The sequence below is a fragment of the Streptomyces sp. NPDC044106 genome, from assembly GCF_056433985.1.
In genome coordinates this window covers 99,192-116,139 of the sequence record NZ_JBWKFZ010000006.1, presented here as the reverse complement: position 1 = coordinate 116,139, position 16,948 = coordinate 99,192, and the positions used below count along the sequence as shown (strand labels likewise).

General features: G+C 71.6%; 11 protein-coding genes. 8 read left to right on the top strand and 3 right to left on the bottom strand.

Annotated features, from left to right (window positions below; all coding sequences use genetic code 11):
• From iolB to AC07DI_RS12185, 7 genes are all read left to right on the top strand, one after another.
• On the top strand, nt 1–813 hold the full coding sequence (gene iolB / locus AC07DI_RS12215; protein ID WP_384259317.1) for a 5-deoxy-glucuronate isomerase: 813 nt from the start codon (nt 1–3) through the stop codon (nt 811–813).
• The gene (gene iolD / locus AC07DI_RS12210; RefSeq protein ID WP_478904111.1) at nt 810–2,699 is read left to right on the top strand and encodes a 3D-(3,5/4)-trihydroxycyclohexane-1,2-dione acylhydrolase (decyclizing); all 1,890 of its coding nucleotides are present in this window, start codon (nt 810–812) and stop codon (nt 2,697–2,699) included. The genes iolB and iolD overlap by 4 nt, the downstream gene beginning before the upstream one ends.
• 17 nt (nt 2,700–2,716) lie before the next feature.
• On the top strand, nt 2,717–4,228 hold the full coding sequence (gene mmsA / locus AC07DI_RS12205) for a CoA-acylating methylmalonate-semialdehyde dehydrogenase (RefSeq protein ID WP_478904109.1): 1,512 nt from the start codon (nt 2,717–2,719) through the stop codon (nt 4,226–4,228).
• A 117-nt stretch (nt 4,229–4,345) separates the two neighbouring features.
• Complete coding sequence (locus AC07DI_RS12200; RefSeq protein ID WP_478904452.1) at nt 4,346–4,690, top strand: 5-carboxymethyl-2-hydroxymuconate Delta-isomerase; 345 nt, start codon at nt 4,346–4,348, stop codon at nt 4,688–4,690.
• Nucleotides 4,691–5,076: 386 nt separating this feature from the next.
• Entirely contained in the window at nt 5,077–6,504 is a 1,428-nt protein-coding gene (locus AC07DI_RS12195) for an APC family permease (protein ID WP_478904108.1), read from the top strand.
• 144 nt (nt 6,505–6,648) lie between these two features.
• Entirely contained in the window at nt 6,649–9,306 is a 2,658-nt protein-coding gene (locus tag AC07DI_RS12190) for an alpha/beta fold hydrolase (protein WP_478904106.1), read from the top strand.
• A complete protein-coding gene (locus AC07DI_RS12185) occupies nt 9,303–10,169 on the top strand; it encodes an ABC transporter permease (protein WP_478904105.1) in 867 nt (288 codons plus the stop codon). Before AC07DI_RS12190 ends, AC07DI_RS12185 begins: the two co-directional genes overlap by 4 nt.
• 15 nt (nt 10,170–10,184) lie before the next feature.
• Here AC07DI_RS12185 and AC07DI_RS12180 read toward each other — a convergent pair whose 3' ends face one another.
• Nucleotides 10,185–11,075, bottom strand: a complete 891-nt coding sequence (locus tag AC07DI_RS12180; protein ID WP_478904104.1) for an NAD(P)-dependent oxidoreductase — start codon at nt 11,073–11,075, stop codon at nt 10,185–10,187.
• A gap of 76 nt (nt 11,076–11,151) precedes the next feature.
• Here AC07DI_RS12180 and AC07DI_RS12175 point away from each other — a divergent pair, with 76 nt between their 5' ends.
• Nucleotides 11,152–11,499: a winged helix-turn-helix transcriptional regulator gene (locus AC07DI_RS12175; RefSeq protein ID WP_384259299.1), complete on the top strand. Its 348-nt coding sequence runs from the start codon at nt 11,152–11,154 to the stop codon at nt 11,497–11,499.
• 223 nt (nt 11,500–11,722) lie between these two features.
• Here the strand turns inward: AC07DI_RS12175 and lacZ are convergent, their stop codons facing one another.
• The gene (gene lacZ / locus AC07DI_RS12170) at nt 11,723–14,941 is read right to left on the bottom strand and encodes a beta-galactosidase, LacZ type (RefSeq protein ID WP_478904102.1); all 3,219 of its coding nucleotides are present in this window, start codon (nt 14,939–14,941) and stop codon (nt 11,723–11,725) included.
• A 109-nt stretch (nt 14,942–15,050) separates the two neighbouring features.
• Nucleotides 15,051–16,922, bottom strand: a complete 1,872-nt coding sequence (locus AC07DI_RS12165) for an arabinofuranosyltransferase AftB family protein (RefSeq protein WP_478904101.1) — start codon at nt 16,920–16,922, stop codon at nt 15,051–15,053.
• Nucleotides 16,923–16,948 lie beyond the last annotated feature (26 nt).

Here is a 16,948-nt window from a genome sequence, read left to right as displayed (position 1 = left end):
ATGACGTACGTACCGAAAGGGAGCGCGGCCGACGGTCCGTACGCCCTCTCCATCGATCCGGAGCGGGCCGGCTGGACCTACTCCCAGCTGCGCGTCGTCGAGATCGAACCGGGCGGGCTGCACTCCTTCGCCACCGGTGGGAGTGAATGGATCGTGCTCCCGCTGACCGGCGGCTGTACGGTGCAGACAGCAGACGGGATCATCGAACTGCTGGGCCGCGAGAGCGTGTTCAGCGGAGTCTCCGACTTCGCTTACGTGCCGCGTGACGCCCGGATCCAGATCGCCTCCGGCGCGGGAGGCCGCTTCGCCCTGGCAGGAGCGAAGTGCGAGCGTCGACTCCCCGCCCGCTACGGCTCCGCGCCGGAGGTACCCGTCGAGAGCCGCGGCGAGGGCGGCTGCACGCGCGAGGTCCGCAACTTCGCGTCCGCGGACGCCTTCGCGTGCGACCGGCTCATCGCCGTCGAGGTGATCACGCCCGGCGGCAACTGGTCCTCGTACCCGCCGCACAAGCACGACGAGCACCGTCCTGGCGTCGAGGCGGAGCTCGAGGAAATCTACTACTTCGAGATCGAGGCGCGAGGCGGCCGTGCGGGGATGGGGTACCAGCGGGTCTTCCCGTCCCGGGAGGGCGGCACCGACGTGCTCGCCGAGGTCCGCACCGGGGACGCCGTGCTGGTGCCCGACGGCTGGCACGGGCCGTCCGTCGCCCAGCCGGGGCACACGATGTACTACCTGAACGTGATGGCGGGTCCGGGCGAGGAGCGGGAGTGGCGGATCTGCTTCCACCCCGACCATACGGAGGGATATCGATGACGGGGACCCCGAACGACAGTGTCAGGCTCACCACCGCGCAGGCGCTCGTGCGCTTCCTGTCCCGGCAGTTCACCGAACGGGACGGCGTCAGGCAGCGGCTGATCGGCGCGACCTGGGGCATCTTCGGGCACGGCAACGTCGCCGGTATCGGCCAGGCGCTCGTCGAGCACGCCGACGACATGCCCTTCCACCAGGGGCGCAACGAGCAGGCCATGGTGCACGCCGCCGTCGGGTACGCCCGGCAGTCGGGGCGGCTCTCCACCCACGCCGTCACCACGTCCATCGGGCCCGGCGCCACCAACCTCGTCACCGGCGCCGCGCTCGCCACCGTCAACCGGCTGCCCGTCCTGCTGCTGCCCGGCGACACCTTCGCGGCCCGGCCCGCCGACCCGGTCCTCCAGCAGCTCGAAGTCCCCTACGCCGGTGACGTGTCGGTCAACGACTGCCTGCGTCCCGTGTCGCGGTACTTCGACCGCGTGACCCGCCCCGAGGCGCTGATCCCCGCCGCGCTCGCGGCGATGCGCGTGCTCACCGACCCCGCGGAGACCGGCGCCGTCACCCTCGCGCTGCCGCAGGACGTGCAGGCCGAGGCGTACGACTGGCCTCGGGCGTTCTTCGCCGAGCGGGTGTGGGCCGTACGCAGGCCGGCCCCCGACCCGTGCGAGGTCGCCGCCGCCGCGGCCGCCGTGCGCGAGGCCAGGCGCCCCCTGATCGTCGCGGGCGGCGGCGTCCACCACAGCGCCGCGGAGGAGGCCCTGCGCGAGTTCGCCGAGGCCACCCGCATCCCCGTCGCGTCCACCCAGTCGGGCAAGGGCGCCCTGCGCCACGACCACCCCGCGGACGTCGGCGGCGTCGGCCACACCGGCACCGCCACCGCCGACGAACTGGCCCGCACCGCCGACCTGGTGATCGGCGTCGGCACCCGCTACAGCGACTTCACCACCGCGTCCGGCACCCTCTTCGAAGCGGCCGGGGTGCGCTTCCTCAACCTCAACATCGCGCCCTTCGACGGCCACAAGATGGCGGGCACCACCCTGATCGCCGACGCCCGCGCCGGTCTGGAGGCCCTCGCGCAGGCGCTGCGCGGCCACCGCGTCGAGCCCGCCTACACCGTCGAGTACGCGGACGACAAGGAGCGCTGGGAGCAGCGCGTGGACGCCGCGTTCCAGGCGGACGAGCCGGACGTGCGCCCCACCCAGACCCAAGTGCTCGGCCTGCTCGACGAGTTGGTGACCGACGAGGACATCGTCATCAACGCCGCCGGGTCGCTCCCCGGCGACCTGCACAAGCTGTGGCGGGCCCGCTCGCCCCGGCAGTACCACGTCGAGTACGGGTACTCCTGCATGGGATACGAGATTCCCGCCGCCATCGGCGTCGCCCTCGCCGCGCCCGAGCGGCCCGTGTGGGCGCTGGTCGGCGACGGCACGTACCTGATGAACCCCACGGAGATCGTCACGGCCGTCCAGGAGAACGTGCCCATCAAGGTCGTGATCCTGCAGAACCACGGATACGCCTCCATCGGTGGCCTCTCGGAGTCGGTGGGCGGCGAGCGGTTCGGCACCGCGTACCGCTTCCGGGCGCAGGACGGGACGTACACCGAGGGTCCGCTGCCCGTCGATCTCGCCGCGAACGCGGCCTCGCTCGGCATGCGGGTGCTTCGCGCCAAGACCGTGCGCGACCTGCGCGCGGCGCTGCGCGAGGCGCGCGGCGCAGACCGTCCCACATGTGTCTATGTGGAGACGGAAACGGCAGACACAGTGTCGGGCCCGCCCCCGGCACAGGCGTGGTGGGATGTGCCCGTGGCCGAGACGGCGACCCGGGTGTCCGCGGTCAAGGCCAGGGAAGAGTACGACCGGCACGTCGCTGCCCGACGCCGCCACCTGTGAGAGTAGGGATGCTTGTCATGACGAAGACCGTGAACCACTGGATCGGTGGGAAGGCCGTCGAGGGCGCGTCCGGAACCTACGGCCCGGTCACCGACCCGGCGACCGGCGCCGTCACGACGCAGGTCGCGTTCGCGTCGGTGGACGAGGTGGACGCCGCCGTCGCCGCCGCCCGCGAGGCCTTCGCGTCCTGGGGCACGTCCTCGCTCGCCAAGCGCACCGCGATCCTCTTCAAGTTCCGCGCGCTGCTCGACGCCAACCGCGACGCGATCGCCGAACTGATCGTCGCCGAGCACGGCAAGGTGCACTCCGACGCGCTCGGCGAGGTCGCCCGCGGCCTGGAGATCGTCGACCTGGCCTGCGGCATCACGGTCCAGCTGAAGGGCGAGCTGTCGACGGAGGTCGCCTCGCGCGTGGACGTGTCGTCCATCCGCCAGCCGCTGGGTGTCGTCGCGGGCATCACGCCGTTCAACTTCCCCGCCATGGTGCCGATGTGGATGTTCCCGCTGGCCATCGCGTGCGGCAACACCTTCGTGCTCAAGCCGAGCGAGAAGGACCCGTCCGCGTCGATGAAGATCGCCGAGCTGCTCGGCGAGGCCGGCCTGCCCGACGGCGTCTTCAATGTGGTGCACGGGGACAAGGTGGCCGTCGACCGCCTCCTTGAGCACCCGGACGTCGCGGCCGTCTCCTTCGTCGGCTCCACGCCCATCGCCCGGCACATCCACGCCACCGCCTCGGCCAACGGCAAGCGCGTGCAGGCGCTCGGCGGCGCCAAGAACCACATGCTGGTCCTGCCCGACGCGGACCTGGACGCCGCCGCCGACGCCGCCGTCTCCGCCGCCTACGGCTCCGCGGGCGAGCGCTGCATGGCGATCTCCGCCGTCGTCGCGGTCGGCGCCATCGGTGACGAGCTGGTCGCGAAGATCAAGGAGCGCGCCGAGAAGATCAAGATCGGCCCCGGCAGTGACCCGGCGTCCGAGATGGGCCCGCTCATCACCGCCGCCCACCGCGACAAGGTCGCCTCGTACGTCACGGGCGCCGCGGCCGAGGGCTGCGAGGTCGTCCTCGACGGCACCGGTTACACGGTGGAGGGACACCCCGAGTGCGCTGACGGCCACTGGATCGGCCTCTCCCTGCTCGACCGCGTCCCGACGACCGCCAAGGCCTACCGGGACGAGATCTTCGGCCCGGTCCTGTGCGTGCTGCGCGTCGACACGTACGACGAGGGCGTGGCGCTCATGAACGCCTCGCCGTTCGGCAACGGCACCGCGATCTTCACCCGGGACGGCGGCGCGGCCCGCCGCTTCCAGCTGGAGATCGAGGCGGGCATGGTCGGCGTGAACGTGCCGATCCCGGTGCCGGTGGGCTACCACTCCTTCGGTGGCTGGAAGGACTCGCTCTTCGGCGACCACCACATCTACGGCAACGACGGCACGCACTTCTACACCCGCGGCAAGGTCGTCACGACCCGCTGGCCGGACCCCTCGGACGCGCCGTCCGGCGTGGACCTCGGGTTCCCGCGCAACCACTGAGCCGCCCTTGCTCGGCTCCCGAAGCCCCCGGCCCGCCCTGGCCGGGGGCTTCGCCGTTGGTTCACCGTTCTACGAACCGTTCTACGATGTGTGTGCACTACATGAAAGGCCGTGAGCATGCCGCACATCGACATCGACTACGCCGACACCCTGTCCGGCGTACTGGATCTGCCCGCCCTGGTGGCGGAGCTGCACCCTCTGGTCGTGGAGCGGGTGGACTCGGTCGGGGTCGGCAAGACGTTCTGCCGCCCCTCGGCCGCCTTCGTGGACGGCAGGCCGGGCGCCCCCTTCGTGCACGTCGGCGTGGGGCTGCTGGCGGGGCGCGGGAGCGCCGTGAGGGCCGGGCTCTCCGACGACGTCCTCGCGCTGCTCGGCAAGCACCTCTCGGGGATCGAGGGGGCGACGTACTCGGTGGAGGTCCGCGACCTCGACCCCTCCTACCGGCTCCATCCGACGCACTGAGCGGAGCCGTCGCGTCACCGGTTGTGGAGCGGGGCCGTCCGGATTCCGGACGGCCTCGATTCTTTTTTGGCGCCGCTCTTGCGGTTCCCGTGCGCAGGGTGCAATTCGGGCAACGAATGCGCCTTCGTTCATACGCCTGCAATATCAAGGTCATATTCGACACAGGCATGTTCATTGCGGCCCCATGGAGCAAACTCTTGGGAAAGTGAGGCGACTTGGGGATCTTCGCGGCTGCGGATTCCGTAGGTAAATGACCGTTGACGTTCCGGTTGCCGCCGGGGTTCGATGACGCGCCGGGAGCCACCGAAACACCAGTTCAACAGCCTTCGGAGGCGATAGCGCTCCCGCCGTACTCCTGCCGCACGAGTCGATCGGAACCGCGCTCCATGACGGATACGCTTCGCCCGCTCAAGACCGCCGCCACCGAGGTGCCCCCGGCGCCGGTGGCCGTCCCGGGGGACCCCCAGAAGCTCAAGCGCTCCATCGGCGTCGTCGGCGGCACCCTCCTCACGCTGTCGTGCGTGACGCCCGCCTCCACGCTCTTCGTCGTCGTCCCCGACCTCTTCTCCTCGCTCGGCACGGCGACCGCCCTCACCATCGCCATCGGCTCACTGATCTGCGTCGGCGTCGCCTTCTGCTACTCGGAGCTCGGCACCCTCATCCCGAGCGCGGGCGGTGAGTACGCGATGGTCTCGACGATGGCGGGGCGCCTGGCCGGCTGGCTCGTCTTCGTCCTGTCCCTGCTCGTCGTGATGATCGTGCCGCCCGTGATCGCCATGGGCACAGCCGACTACCTGGCCCCGGTCATCCACCTCGACCCGTCCTACGCGGGCGCGGGCGTCATGATTCTCGCCACCCTCGCGGGCCTGCTCGACCTGCGCGCCAACGCGTGGATCACCGGCGTCTTCCTCGTCCTTGAGGTCATCGCGGCAGGAGTGGTGGCCGTCCTCGGCTTCACGCACGCCGAGCGGGGCGCGGGCAGCCTCACCGACCTCTCGGTGGCGGGCAGCGGACCGGGCGGCGTCGACACGGTCACCGCCATGCTGATCGTCTCCGGCCTCGCCATCGCCCTCTTCGTCACCCAGGGCTTCTCCACGGCCGTCTACCTCTCCGAGGAGCTGGAGAACCCGCGCCGCAACGTCGCCCGCACGGTCCTCGCCACGCTCGCCATCTCCACCGTGATCATCCTGGTCCCCGTCGTCGCGATCACCATGGGCGCCGACAGCCTCACCGCCCTCAGCGAGGGCGACATCAGCGCCATGGTGACGGGCTGGTCCAACTCGGCGGTCGGCACGTTCGTCAGCCTCTGCGTCGCCCTCGCGATCATCAACGCGGGCATCGTCATGGTCATCCAGAACTCCCGCGTCCTGTTCGCCTCGGCCCGCGACAAGGCGTGGCCCTCGCCGGTGAACAAGGGCCTGTCGAAGCTCGGCGCGTCCGGCGCGCCCTGGGTGGCCACGCTCCTCGTCGGCGTCCCCGGCGCGCTCCTGTGCTTCGTCAACCTGGACACGCTGTACGGCGTGACCGGCGTCTCCGTGACCAGCATGTACCTCCTCGTGGCGGTCGCCGCGCTGCTCGGGCGACGCGGCTCGCACGGGCACGGGTCGGCATGGCGGATGCCGCTGTGGCCCGCGGTGCCGGTGGTGCTGATCGCGGTCCTCGCGTACGTGCTGAGCCGGCAGGAGCCGACGTACCTGGTGTGGACCGGCGGCATCGTGGTGGCGGCGACGCTGTACTGGGCGTTCTACCTGCGCCCGCGGCGGGCGACGCGGTGGCTGGTGACCGTGCCGTCCGAGGGGGCGGACGGGGCCTGAGCCGCACCCGCGCACGCGGCCCGGCCGGCCGCCCGCGTACCACCGGCGCGGTACGCGGGCCGCGGAGTCTACTCCCCGGGGAGGCGGGCGGGTTCAGACCGGCGGCTGCCCCGGTTGCCGGAGCGCGCCCGTACCTTTGACGGCATGGATCTACGACTGCCCAGGCCAAGGTTTCCCGTGCCGCGCGGTCCGCGCAGGCTGACCGCCGCCGCGGCCGCCGTCGTGGTGCTCGCCGGCGTGGGCACCTGGTCGGCGGCGGCCTCGGACGACGCCCCGGCCGTGCACCGCGCGGACCGTGTGATCGACACCGGCGGCGCCCGCATCGACACCTCGTACTTCACGGCGGGCGACCGGAACACCAAGCGCCCCGCCGTCCTCATAGGCCACGGCTTCGGCGGCAGCAAGGACGACGTGCGCGAGCAGGCGGAGGACCTGGCCAAGGACGGGTACGCCGTACTGACCTGGTCCGCCCGCAGCTTCGGCAGGTCCACCGGCAAGATCGGGCTCAACGACCCCAAGGGCGAGGTCGCCGACGTCCGCAAGCTGATCGACTGGCTCGCCGCCCGCCCAGAAGTGCGGCTCGACAAGAAGGGCGACCCGCGCGTGGGCATGACCGGCGCCTCGTACGCGGGCGCGGTGTCGCTGCTCACCGCCGGGTACGACCGGCGGGTGGACGCGATCGCCCCGCAGATCACCTACTGGAACCTCGCGGACGCGCTGTTCCCCGACGGCGTCTTCAAGAAGTTGTGGGCCGGCCTCTTCGTCAACACCGGTGGCGGCTGCGACCGGTTCGAGAAGAAACTGTGCGAAATGTACGAGCGGGTCGCCGAGGCCGGGAAGCCGGACGCGGCGGCGCGCAGGATGCTCACCGAGCGCAGCCCCGTCGCCGTCGCCGACCGCATCAAGGTGCCGACGTACCTCGCCCAGGGCCAGACCGACTCGCTCTTCCCACTCACCCAGGGCGACGCCATCGCCAAGGGCATCCGCGCGAACCACGCGCCCGTCTCCGTCGACTGGATCGCGGGCGGCCACGACGGCGGCGACCGGGAGAAGAGCCGCGTGGAAGGGCGCGTCAACGACTGGTTCGACCGCTACCTCAAGGACGACAAGAACGCCGACACCGGCCCGGCGTTCCGGATCACCCGTACCGGCGGCCTCGACTCCACCGACGGCGCGGCCCGCAAGCGCGGCGCGAGCGGTGACGTGTACCCGGGTCTGGAGAGCGATCCGCGCACGGTGCGGCTGCGCGGGCGCGAGCAGAGCTTCGACAACCCGGCGGGCGCCAACCCGCCCGCCATCTCCGGGCTCCCCGGCGTCGGCGGCGGGCGCCTCTCCCAGTTCGCCTCGCTCGGCGTCGGCGTCTCCGTGGACTTCCCCGGCCAGCACGCGAAATTCGACTCGGCGCCGCTCGGCAAGGACCTGCGGATCACCGGATCCCCGACGGTCCGCGCGCACGTGAGGTCCACCACAGGCGAAGCGGTGCTGTTCGCCAAGGTGTACGACGTCGGTCCCGGCGGCAAGCAGCAGGTGCTGCCCTCGCAACTGGTCTCTCCCGTACGGGTGACGGGCGCGAAGCAGGGCAAGGACGTCGAACTGCGGATGCCCGCCGTCGACCACAAGGTCCAGAAGGGCCACAGCCTGCGCCTGGCCGTCGCCTCCACCGACCTCGGCTACGCGTCACCGGCCGCGCCCGCCAAGTACACCGTCTCCCTCAGGGGCGATCTGAAGGTGCCGACGGCGCCCGGTGTGGAGACCGCCGCCGCGCCGCTGCCCTCCTGGGTGTGGTGGCTGCCGGCCGCCGGCGCCGCGCTCGCCCTCGGCCTGCTCGTCACCGCGCGCCGCCGCACCACGGCGCCCGCGCCCGACCCGGACCTCGCCGAAGTGCCGCTCCGCATCACGGACTTGACCAAGCGGTACGCCAAGTCCGCCGACCGGTACGCCGTCCGCGACGTCTCCTTCACCGTCGAGAAGGGCCAGGTCCTCGGACTCCTGGGGCCGAACGGCGCGGGCAAGACGACCACCCTGCGCATGCTCATGGGCCTGATCAGGCCGGACGCGGGCGAGATCCGCGTCTTCGGCCGGGCGATCCGTCCCGGCGCTCCGGTCCTCTCCCGGGTCGGCGCGTTCGTCGAGGGCGCGGGCTTCCTGCCGCACCTCTCCGGCCGCGAGAACCTGGAGCTGTACTGGAAGGCGACCGGCCGCCCCGCCGAGGACGCCCACCTGGAGGAGGCCCTTGAGATCGCCGGGCTCGGCGACGCGCTGGCCCGCGCCGTACGGACGTACTCGCAGGGCATGCGGCAGCGCCTCGCCATCGCCCAGGCCATGCTCGGCCTGCCGGACCTGCTGATCCTCGACGAGCCGACCAACGGCCTCGACCCGCCGCAGATCCGCGAGATGCGTGAGGTGATGATCCGTTACGCGCGCGGCGGCCGCACCGTCATCGTCTCCAGCCACCTCCTCGCCGAGGTCGAGCAGTCCTGCACGCACCTGGTCGTCATGGACCGCGGCAGGCTCGTCCAGGCGGGCCCGGTGGCCGAGATCGTCGGCTCCGGAGACACCCTCCTCGTCGGCCTGGCGTCCGACATCCCGGACCCTCTCGTGGAGAAGATCGCCGCGCTGCCCGGCGTCGCGTCGGCGGTCCGCGCGGACGACGGCCTGCTGGTCCGCCTGGACGGCACGGAGCAGGCGAGCGCCGTACGCCTGCTGCCCGAACTGGTACGGCTCGACGTGCCGGTGGAGTCCATGGGGCCGCACCGCCGCCTCGAAGACGCGTTCCTGACCCTGATCGGAGGCACCGCATGAGCGCCCCCACCCTGGAGCGCCCGACCGCGCCCGGCTACCGCGCGGGGCGCACCCTGCCCCTGCGCGTCGAGGCGGTCCGCCAGCTGAAGCGGCGCCGCACGCTGGTGATGGGCGCCATCATGGCGCTCCTGCCGGTCGTCCTCGTCATCGCGTTCGCCGTCGCGGGCGGCTCGCCGGGCTCCCGCAACGGCAACGTGACGCTGATGGACACGGCCACGGCGTCCGGCGCGAACTACGCCGCGACCTGCCTGTTCGTCTCGGCGGGCTTCCTGCTCGTCATCCCCGTCGCACTCTTCTTCGGGGATACCGTCGCCTCGGAGGCGAGCTGGTCCTCGCTGCGCTACCTGCTCGCGGCGCCCGTGCCGAGGGCCCGGCTGCTCTGGTCCAAGCTGGCCGTCGCCCTCGGCCTGAGCGCCGCGGCGATGGTCCTGCTGCCGCTGGTCGCCCTCGTCATCGGCACGGTGGCGTACGGCTGGGGTCCCCTGGAGATCCCGACCGGCGGCGAGCTCCCGCCGGCCACGGCGGCCCAGCGCCTGCTGATCGTCGTCGCGTTCATCTTCGTTTCCCAACTGGTCACCGGTGGCCTGGCGTTCTGGCTCTCCACGAAGACGGACGCGCCACTCGGCGCGGTCGGCGGCGCGGTGGGCCTGACGATCGTCGGCAACGTCCTCGACGCGGTGACGGCGCTGGGTCACTGGCGCGACTTCCTCCCCGCGCACTGGCAGTTCGCCTGGGCCGACGCGATCCAGCCCCAACTGGAGTGGAACGGCATGATCCAGGGCTCGGCGGTCTCGGTGACGTACGCGATGGTGCTGTTCGCGCTGGCGTTCAGGGGGTTCGCCCGGAAGGACGTGGTGAGTTGAGGATGGTGCCGGTGGTCACTCGCTGCTGAGCAGGCCGACGGTGCCCGCCAGGCCCTCGTCGCCGTGGCCCTGGGCAACCCTGCGGCGCATCAGCTCCATATAGGGGGTGAGAAGCCGAGGATCGACCGACTGGTCCTGCGCCGTGGCCAGGAGTGTGTCGTTGGCCGCCGCCATCATGGCGAGGTTGGAAGTGACACCCTCGGTGTAGTCGCCGCTTTCCAGCTGGGCGGCCATGCCGTGGGCGGCTCCGGACATGGCGCCGAGCCATTGCGCGAGCAGTGTGGCGAACCGGATCCGGTCGAGTTCCTTCTCTGGGCCCACCAAGGCGAAGGCGTGGGTGATGCCTGCGAACATGCCGGTCATCGCGCTGAGCAAGGCGATGTCATGCAGCGCCGCGTGGCCGGGGTCCTCGCCGACGAACTTCACACCGGCGGGAGCCGACAGTGCCTCGCGGTGGCGTTCGAACAGCGCGTGGTCGCCGCTGTAGAAGATGTAGCCGCCGGTCTCCGGCCGGCCGATCATCGGAGGGATGGCCATGATCCCGCCGTCCAGGAAACGAGCGCCGCGCTCCTCGGCCCAGCGGGCGCGCTCCTGGGCCTGGGCGGGGGTGTTCGTGGTCAAGTTGACCACGTCCTTGCCGTTCAGGTCGGTGCCGTCCAGAACCTCGCCCACGGAGGCGTCGTCCAGCAGGCAGAGGACGACGGGACCGGTTGCCGAAGCGACCGCCTCGGCCGGGGTGGCCACCGTCCGGGCACCCTCTCCTGCCAGTGGTTCGGCCCTTTCCGGGGTGCGGTTCCAGACGGTCAGCGGGTGTCCCGCGGCCAGCCAGGCGCGGGCGAGCGCGGTGCCCATGTCGCCGAGGCCGAGGAGTGTGATGGGAGTCTTGGAAGTGCTGTGCGTGTCCATGCAGATCAGGCTCGTGCACGCCCAGACCATGATCAAGTACGCACTCTTTTGTGGGTGGTTACCTTAAGGTGAGTGGATGACCAGGCGGGACGCTTACGTGTGCGGCATCGACGCGGCGATCGACGTGGTCGGCGGCAAGTGGAAGGTGCTCATCCTGTGGGCGCTGGGGGAAGGGCCCTGCCGGTTCGGTGAGCTCAGGCGTGGCGTCCCCGGCGTCACCGAGAAGGTTCTCGCCTCGCACCTGCGGGAGTTGGAGGCCGATCGCATCATCCGCCGGGAGGAGGCGTTCGAGGGGGCGGTACGCCGCGTCACGTACGCCCTGACGCCGCTCGGCGTCTCCCTGAATGAGGCCTTGGGCCCCCTGGGCGCCTGGGGCAGGGAACACCTCCTCGGCGATCGGAGCGCGCACCACGAAGCGCTGTGACGGCGGCGTCCGCCCGCAGTTCGAGGCCGCCCACGCACTCGCCTCAGGTGCGGGACTTCATGCTGCGTATGAGGGCGGCGAGCTGTGCGGCCCGTATCGGGGTGGGGGACGGCGACCCCGGACCGCCGGAACCGCCCGCCGCGACGGCGCCCGCCCAGGGTCCAGGACCGGACGCATACGTATGGTGCGAGCTGACCGCCGCGTAACCGCACAAACGAACGCCCTACTGCGCCGCCCGCAGCCGATACGCGTACGTATACGTACGCCCCGCGTGCAACAGGTACCGCTCCAGTGGCGGCGCACCCCACGAGTCGTTGCCGCCCACGCCCATCTGGCGGTGATTGACCCCGAGGATCGTCTCCTCGCGCCGCTTCACCTCGTGCGGGTGGCGCGGTCCGTCCAGGTCGAACGGGGTGTGGTGCAGGGCGCTGACCTCAAGGAACGGCTCGTCGTCCGCGGGGTCGGCCAGTACCGACAGGCCGTCGCCGGACCGGGCGGCCAGCGTGACGCGGCGGACGTCGGTCATGTTGCCGGTCTGCTGCGGCCGTACGTACGGGGCGACCTGCTCGTCCACGGTGGAGCGGTAGCGCCCCACGAACGCGGCGGACTTGCGGTCCTGGTAGTTCTCGTGCGGCCCGCGCCCGTACCAGTCGAGCCGCTCGAAACCGGCGGGCACGGTCAGCAGCGCGCCCACCAGCGGGATGTCGGGGAGCCCGGCAGCCGCCTTCAGGGTGTGCCGGACCCGTATCCCGCCGTCGCCGCGCACCGTGAACACGGTGTTCCAGTCGGAGGACTTCGGTGCGGTCGGCAGCGTGGCGCTCACCTCGATGGTGACCTCACCCGGCGAGGGCTGAGCGGCCTCGATGCCGGTGATGTGCGCCTTGGCGCCCGCGTCCCGCCAGGTCGCGGCCTGCTCGTGGTACTTGCGGCCGATGTCGTTGTCCGTGGGCCCGCGCCAGAAGTTGGGCACGGGGCCCCCGGCGAGCAGCAGCCGCCCCTTCACCTTGTACGAGGAGAGCGTCCCGGTCGCCTTGGACAGGACGACCTCGACATCCCGGCCCGTGACCCGCACTTCCTTCTGGTTCTCCGTCAGTTCGAGGCGGGGGAGCGAGCCGGGTGAGGGGTCGGCCGGTGCCGGGGTGGGCCAGTCGAGTGCGAGCTGTTCGGCCGCGACGGTGTGCCCGGCCCCGGCCCAGTCGTTCTTCTCGCGGAGGACGAAGGCCAGGTTCAGCCAGTACTCGGCGCCGGGCGCGAGGCGCGCGGGCTTCTCGTACGGGATGCGTACGGTGCCCGATGCGCCGGGCGCCACGTCCGGCGCCGCCAGCGTCCCGTGCTGGATCTCCTCGCCGTCCCGGGTGACGCTCCACCGCAGCTCGTACGCGTCCAGACCGCTGAACAGCTGCTTGTTCCGCAGGCGCACGGAGCCCGAGCCGGATCCGAGGTCGTCCGGCGTGCAGGACACCGGCTGGTAGACCTTCTTGATCTCCATCAGCCCCGGGTGGACTTCGCGCGTCGACGCGACGAGGCCGTTGCAGCTGAAGTTGGAGTCCGTGGGGTATCCGGGCACCCAGTCGCCGCCGTACGACAGGTAGGAGTGGCGCCGGTCGCCGGGGATGGGCCGCCGGATGTTCTGGTCGACCCAGTCCCAGACGAAGCCGCCGTGCAGGTTCGGGTACTTCTCGAAGATCTCCCAGTACTCGGAGAGGTTGCCGTTGCTGTTGCCCATCGCGTGCGTGTACTCGCACAGCATGAACGGCTTGGGATCGCCCGATCTGCCGTACCTCTCGACGTCGGCCGGCTTCGTGTACATCTCGCTGTGCAGGTCGGCGACGGCGTTCATGCCCTCGTAGTGCACGGGCCGCGAGTCGTCGCGGGCGTGCACCCAGTCCGCCATGGCCTTGAAGTTGTCGCCCTGCCCCGCCTCGTTGCCGAGCGACCAGACGACGACGCACGGGTGGTTCTTGTCGCGCTCGACCATGGTCCGGATCCGGTCCACGCAGGCGTCGGTCCACTCGGGCAGCGACGCGGGCAGCCGGTCGCGCACGCCGTGCGTCTCCAGGTTCGTCTCGTCGATGACGTACAGGCCGTACTCGTCGCAGAGTTCGAGCCAGCGCGGATGGTTCGGGTAGTGCGAGGTGCGTACGGCATTGATGTTGTGCCGCTTCATCAGCAGGACGTCCTGGAGCATCACCGGCTCCGGGACGGCCTGCCCGTGGTCGGGGTGGGACTCGTGGCGGTTGGTGCCGCGGAACATCACGGACTTGCCGTTGACGGTGAACTTGCCTGAGCCGTACTCCACTTGACGGAAGCCGACCCGCGTCCGGTGGACGTCCACCGTCTTCCCCGAGCCGTCCCGCAGGGTGACCACGAGGGTGTAGAGGCTGGGCTGCTCGGCGGACCAGAGGGCGGGGCTCTTGACGGTGGTCCTGAGGGTGAGCGGCTCGCCGGGTTCGGGCTCACCGGTCAGCTTCGCGCTGGGCACCGGCCGCCCCTTCGCGTCGTGCAGCACGGCCTCGATCCGGAGCCGCCCCGACCCGCCCTTGCCGCCCCGGTCGCCGCCTCGGTCACCGCCCCGGTCGCGTACGACCGTCGTCACGGACAGGACCGCGTCCCGGTACGCCCCGTCGAGGTCGGTCCGTACCCCGAGGTCATGGATGTGCACCTCGGGCACCGAGTACACGTACACGTCGCGGAAGATCCCGGACAGGTCGATCATGTCCTGGTCCTCCAGCCAGCTGCCGTCGGACCACCGGTAGACCTCCACGGCGAGGGTGTTCCCGCCCGGCCGGAGGCGATCGGTGATGTCGAACTCCGCCGGCGTGTAGCTGTCCTCGCTGTAGCCGACCTTCTCGCCGTTGACCCAGACGAAAAAGGCCGACTTCACGCCCTGGAAGGAGATCAGCGTGCGGCGCCCGCGCCAGCCGCGCGGCACGGTGAAGGTGCGGCGGTAGGACCCGACGGGGTTGAAGTCCTTGGGGACATCGGGGAAGTCGGGCTTCTCGTACCCCTCCCACGGATACCTGATGTTGAGGTATATCGGCTCCGGATACCCCTCGATCTCCCAGTTGGAGGGCACGGGTATCCGGTCCCAGCCGCTCACGTCGTACGCGTCGGCCTCGAATCCGACCGGCCGCCGCTCCGGGTTGCGGGCCCAGTGGAAGGCCCAACGCCCGTTCAGCGAGCGGTAGTAGGGCGACTTGGTGAAGTCGCCGCGCAGGGCGTCGGCGGCGGAGGCGTACGGGACGAGCCGGGTGCGGGCCGGTTCTCTGTTGACCTGGAAGACGCTGGGGTCGGCGTTCCACTCGGGGGTCTTCGCCCCGCGGCGGCCGCCGCCACTCGCTGCGAAGGCCTGCTTCTGGGCGGCGAAGGCGGCCCACCCCGCAAGCGCGGTGCCGGTGACGAGGAAGGACCGGCGGCTCGGACGGCGGCTCGGACGACTCATGCGGCAACTCCGAACGTAAGGCAACAAGAACCGTCAGCATCCAACTCGACCGCTCAGGGCGCAAGAGCCCCGTACGCGCCGGGAACCGGTCCCCTCCGCAGCCGTCCCCTCACCCCCGCGGCCCGCACAACTTCCTCTCCGCCAGCACCGGATCGTTGGGAAAGCGGAACGACGTGCGCTCCACGGCCCCCGTCAGATTCCGCCAGAAACGCCCCGCCGTCATCGGCGCGTGCGTGGCCGCCCGCAGCTCCGCGAGCGGACCGCAACGCAGCGCCCGGCGCGCGGCCCCGACCCGGGCGGGGTCGAGCCCCCGGTCCACGGCGCCCCGACGCGTACCACGGTCGGCCACGATCCACTCGTCGGGCAACCGCTTGTCGTGGCCGACCCGCCCCCGGAAGGGCTCGGAGTGGGCGGCCAGCGGATAGGCGAGGCCGATCGGGTCGAGCGCGGCACCGTCCAGCGGGACGGCGGTGCCGTTGAGGCCGAGGGTGTTGTAGACGCCGGTGACGGACGGGGAGTTGGCGCGGATCGGTGCCCAGGCGATCAGGAGGGTGGGCTCGCCGGAGCGGGCGGCCTCGCGCACCGCGCGCAGGTAGTTGGCGTTGCCGGGGGAGCCTGCGAAGCGGTGGTGGAGGGGGTGCGGGGCGGCGTTCTGGCGTACGTACACGCCTCGTTCGTCCGCGACCCCGGCAGGACCGATCCTCCCCTCGTACGGAATACGCAGCGCGCTCGCGCACACCACGGCCCACACGCCGACCCCGACGGCGACGATGCCCCACACGCGGGTGAGGGGCACGAGGAAGACGGGCAGCAGCATCAGGAGCAGCCCCGGCAGGAACATCCGCCCGTGCATGAAGTCGCCGCCCACCTTGATGACGTACACCCAGCACAACAGCCCCGCGAGCACGGGAGCGAGCGCGGCGGGGAGCGTGGGAGCGCGCGGGGGAGCGGGTGGCGGAACGTTCATTCCGGTCCGGTCGGCGGCGGAGGCCGGGGCGGGGACTTGGGCGGGGGCCAGGACGGGGGCCAGTCCGCGGGCCACGGCACAGACGGCGATCGCAAGGAGCGGCAGCCACAGCGCGTACGGCTCCGTGAAGTCCCCGAGGTAGTCGAACCCCCGTTCCCACAGGCTCCGCGACGCCTCCTTGGTGACGCCGGGCAGCGGCACCAGATGCCCGTAGTAGCCCATGCGGAAGATCTCGTACGCGACGGGCAGCGCACCCGCGACCCCGGCCCCCGCGAGCACCCGGCGCCACGAAGGGCGGGCCGTCGCCCACTGCGCGGCGAGGAAGACCACCGACACCAGCGCGAGGTCGGGCCGGACGAGCGGACCGAGGCCGAGCAGCGCGCAGGTCGGCAGGGAGCGCGGGCGTGCCAGCAGCGCGAGCCAGGCCCCGGCGATCCAGCAGGTCGCGAGCCCCGTCTCCAGGCCGGACGTCGCGAAGTCCCAGACGGGCGGCAGCGCGAGCAGCACGAGCGCCCCGCACGGCGCGACGAAACCGCCCTCGCACGGCGCCACGGAACCGCCTCGGCTCGGCACTGCGAAACCGCCCCGGTACGGCGCCACGAAACCGCCCCCGCCCCACACCCGCAGGGCCCCCGCCCCGGCGAGCGCGAACCCGGCGGCGGTCAGCAGCAGCCCCCCGTACATCGCCACCGTCGCCACATCGAACCCCGGCGCCCCACCCACCACGAGCAGCCACTGCCACAGCGTGCCGGTGGACGACTCGGCGCGTTCCCCGGGGTTGAAGACGGGCCCGTTCCCCGCGAGGACCTGGCGGACGGTGCGTACGTAGATGTACCCGTCGTCGGACATCCACCGCCGCTGGAACCCGGCGAAGGCGATGACGAGAGCGGGCAGCAGACAGGCGGCGAGGCGCGCGTGCGCCCGCCATCGGCCGAATCTTCCGTCGGCCGCTCCCGGAGAGGCCCCGGCGACGGCTTCGGTACCACGGACGGATGAGTACGCAGAGGTCGTCATTACCCCTACATCGGCGCAGGTCAATG

Excerpts from the sequence above, each read along its gene's own strand:
- iolB (WP_384259317.1), top strand. The coding sequence starts at position 1 with ATGACGTACGTACCGAAAGGGAGCGCGGCCGACGGTCCGTACGCCCTC.
- iolD (WP_478904111.1), top strand. The coding sequence starts at position 810 with ATGACGGGGACCCCGAACGACAGTGTCAGGCTCACCACCGCGCAGGCG.
- mmsA (WP_478904109.1), top strand. The coding sequence starts at position 2,717 with ATGACGAAGACCGTGAACCACTGGATCGGTGGGAAGGCCGTCGAGGGC.
- AC07DI_RS12200 (WP_478904452.1), top strand. The coding sequence starts at position 4,346 with ATGCCGCACATCGACATCGACTACGCCGACACCCTGTCCGGCGTACTG.
- AC07DI_RS12195 (WP_478904108.1), top strand. The coding sequence starts at position 5,077 with ATGACGGATACGCTTCGCCCGCTCAAGACCGCCGCCACCGAGGTGCCC.
- AC07DI_RS12190 (WP_478904106.1), top strand. The coding sequence starts at position 6,649 with ATGGATCTACGACTGCCCAGGCCAAGGTTTCCCGTGCCGCGCGGTCCG.
- AC07DI_RS12185 (WP_478904105.1), top strand. The coding sequence starts at position 9,303 with ATGAGCGCCCCCACCCTGGAGCGCCCGACCGCGCCCGGCTACCGCGCG.
- AC07DI_RS12180 (WP_478904104.1), bottom strand. The coding sequence starts at position 11,075 with ATGGACACGCACAGCACTTCCAAGACTCCCATCACACTCCTCGGCCTC.
- AC07DI_RS12175 (WP_384259299.1), top strand. The coding sequence starts at position 11,152 with ATGACCAGGCGGGACGCTTACGTGTGCGGCATCGACGCGGCGATCGAC.
- lacZ (WP_478904102.1), bottom strand. The coding sequence starts at position 14,941 with ATGAGTCGTCCGAGCCGCCGTCCGAGCCGCCGGTCCTTCCTCGTCACC.
- AC07DI_RS12165 (WP_478904101.1), bottom strand. The coding sequence starts at position 16,922 with ATGACGACCTCTGCGTACTCATCCGTCCGTGGTACCGAAGCCGTCGCC.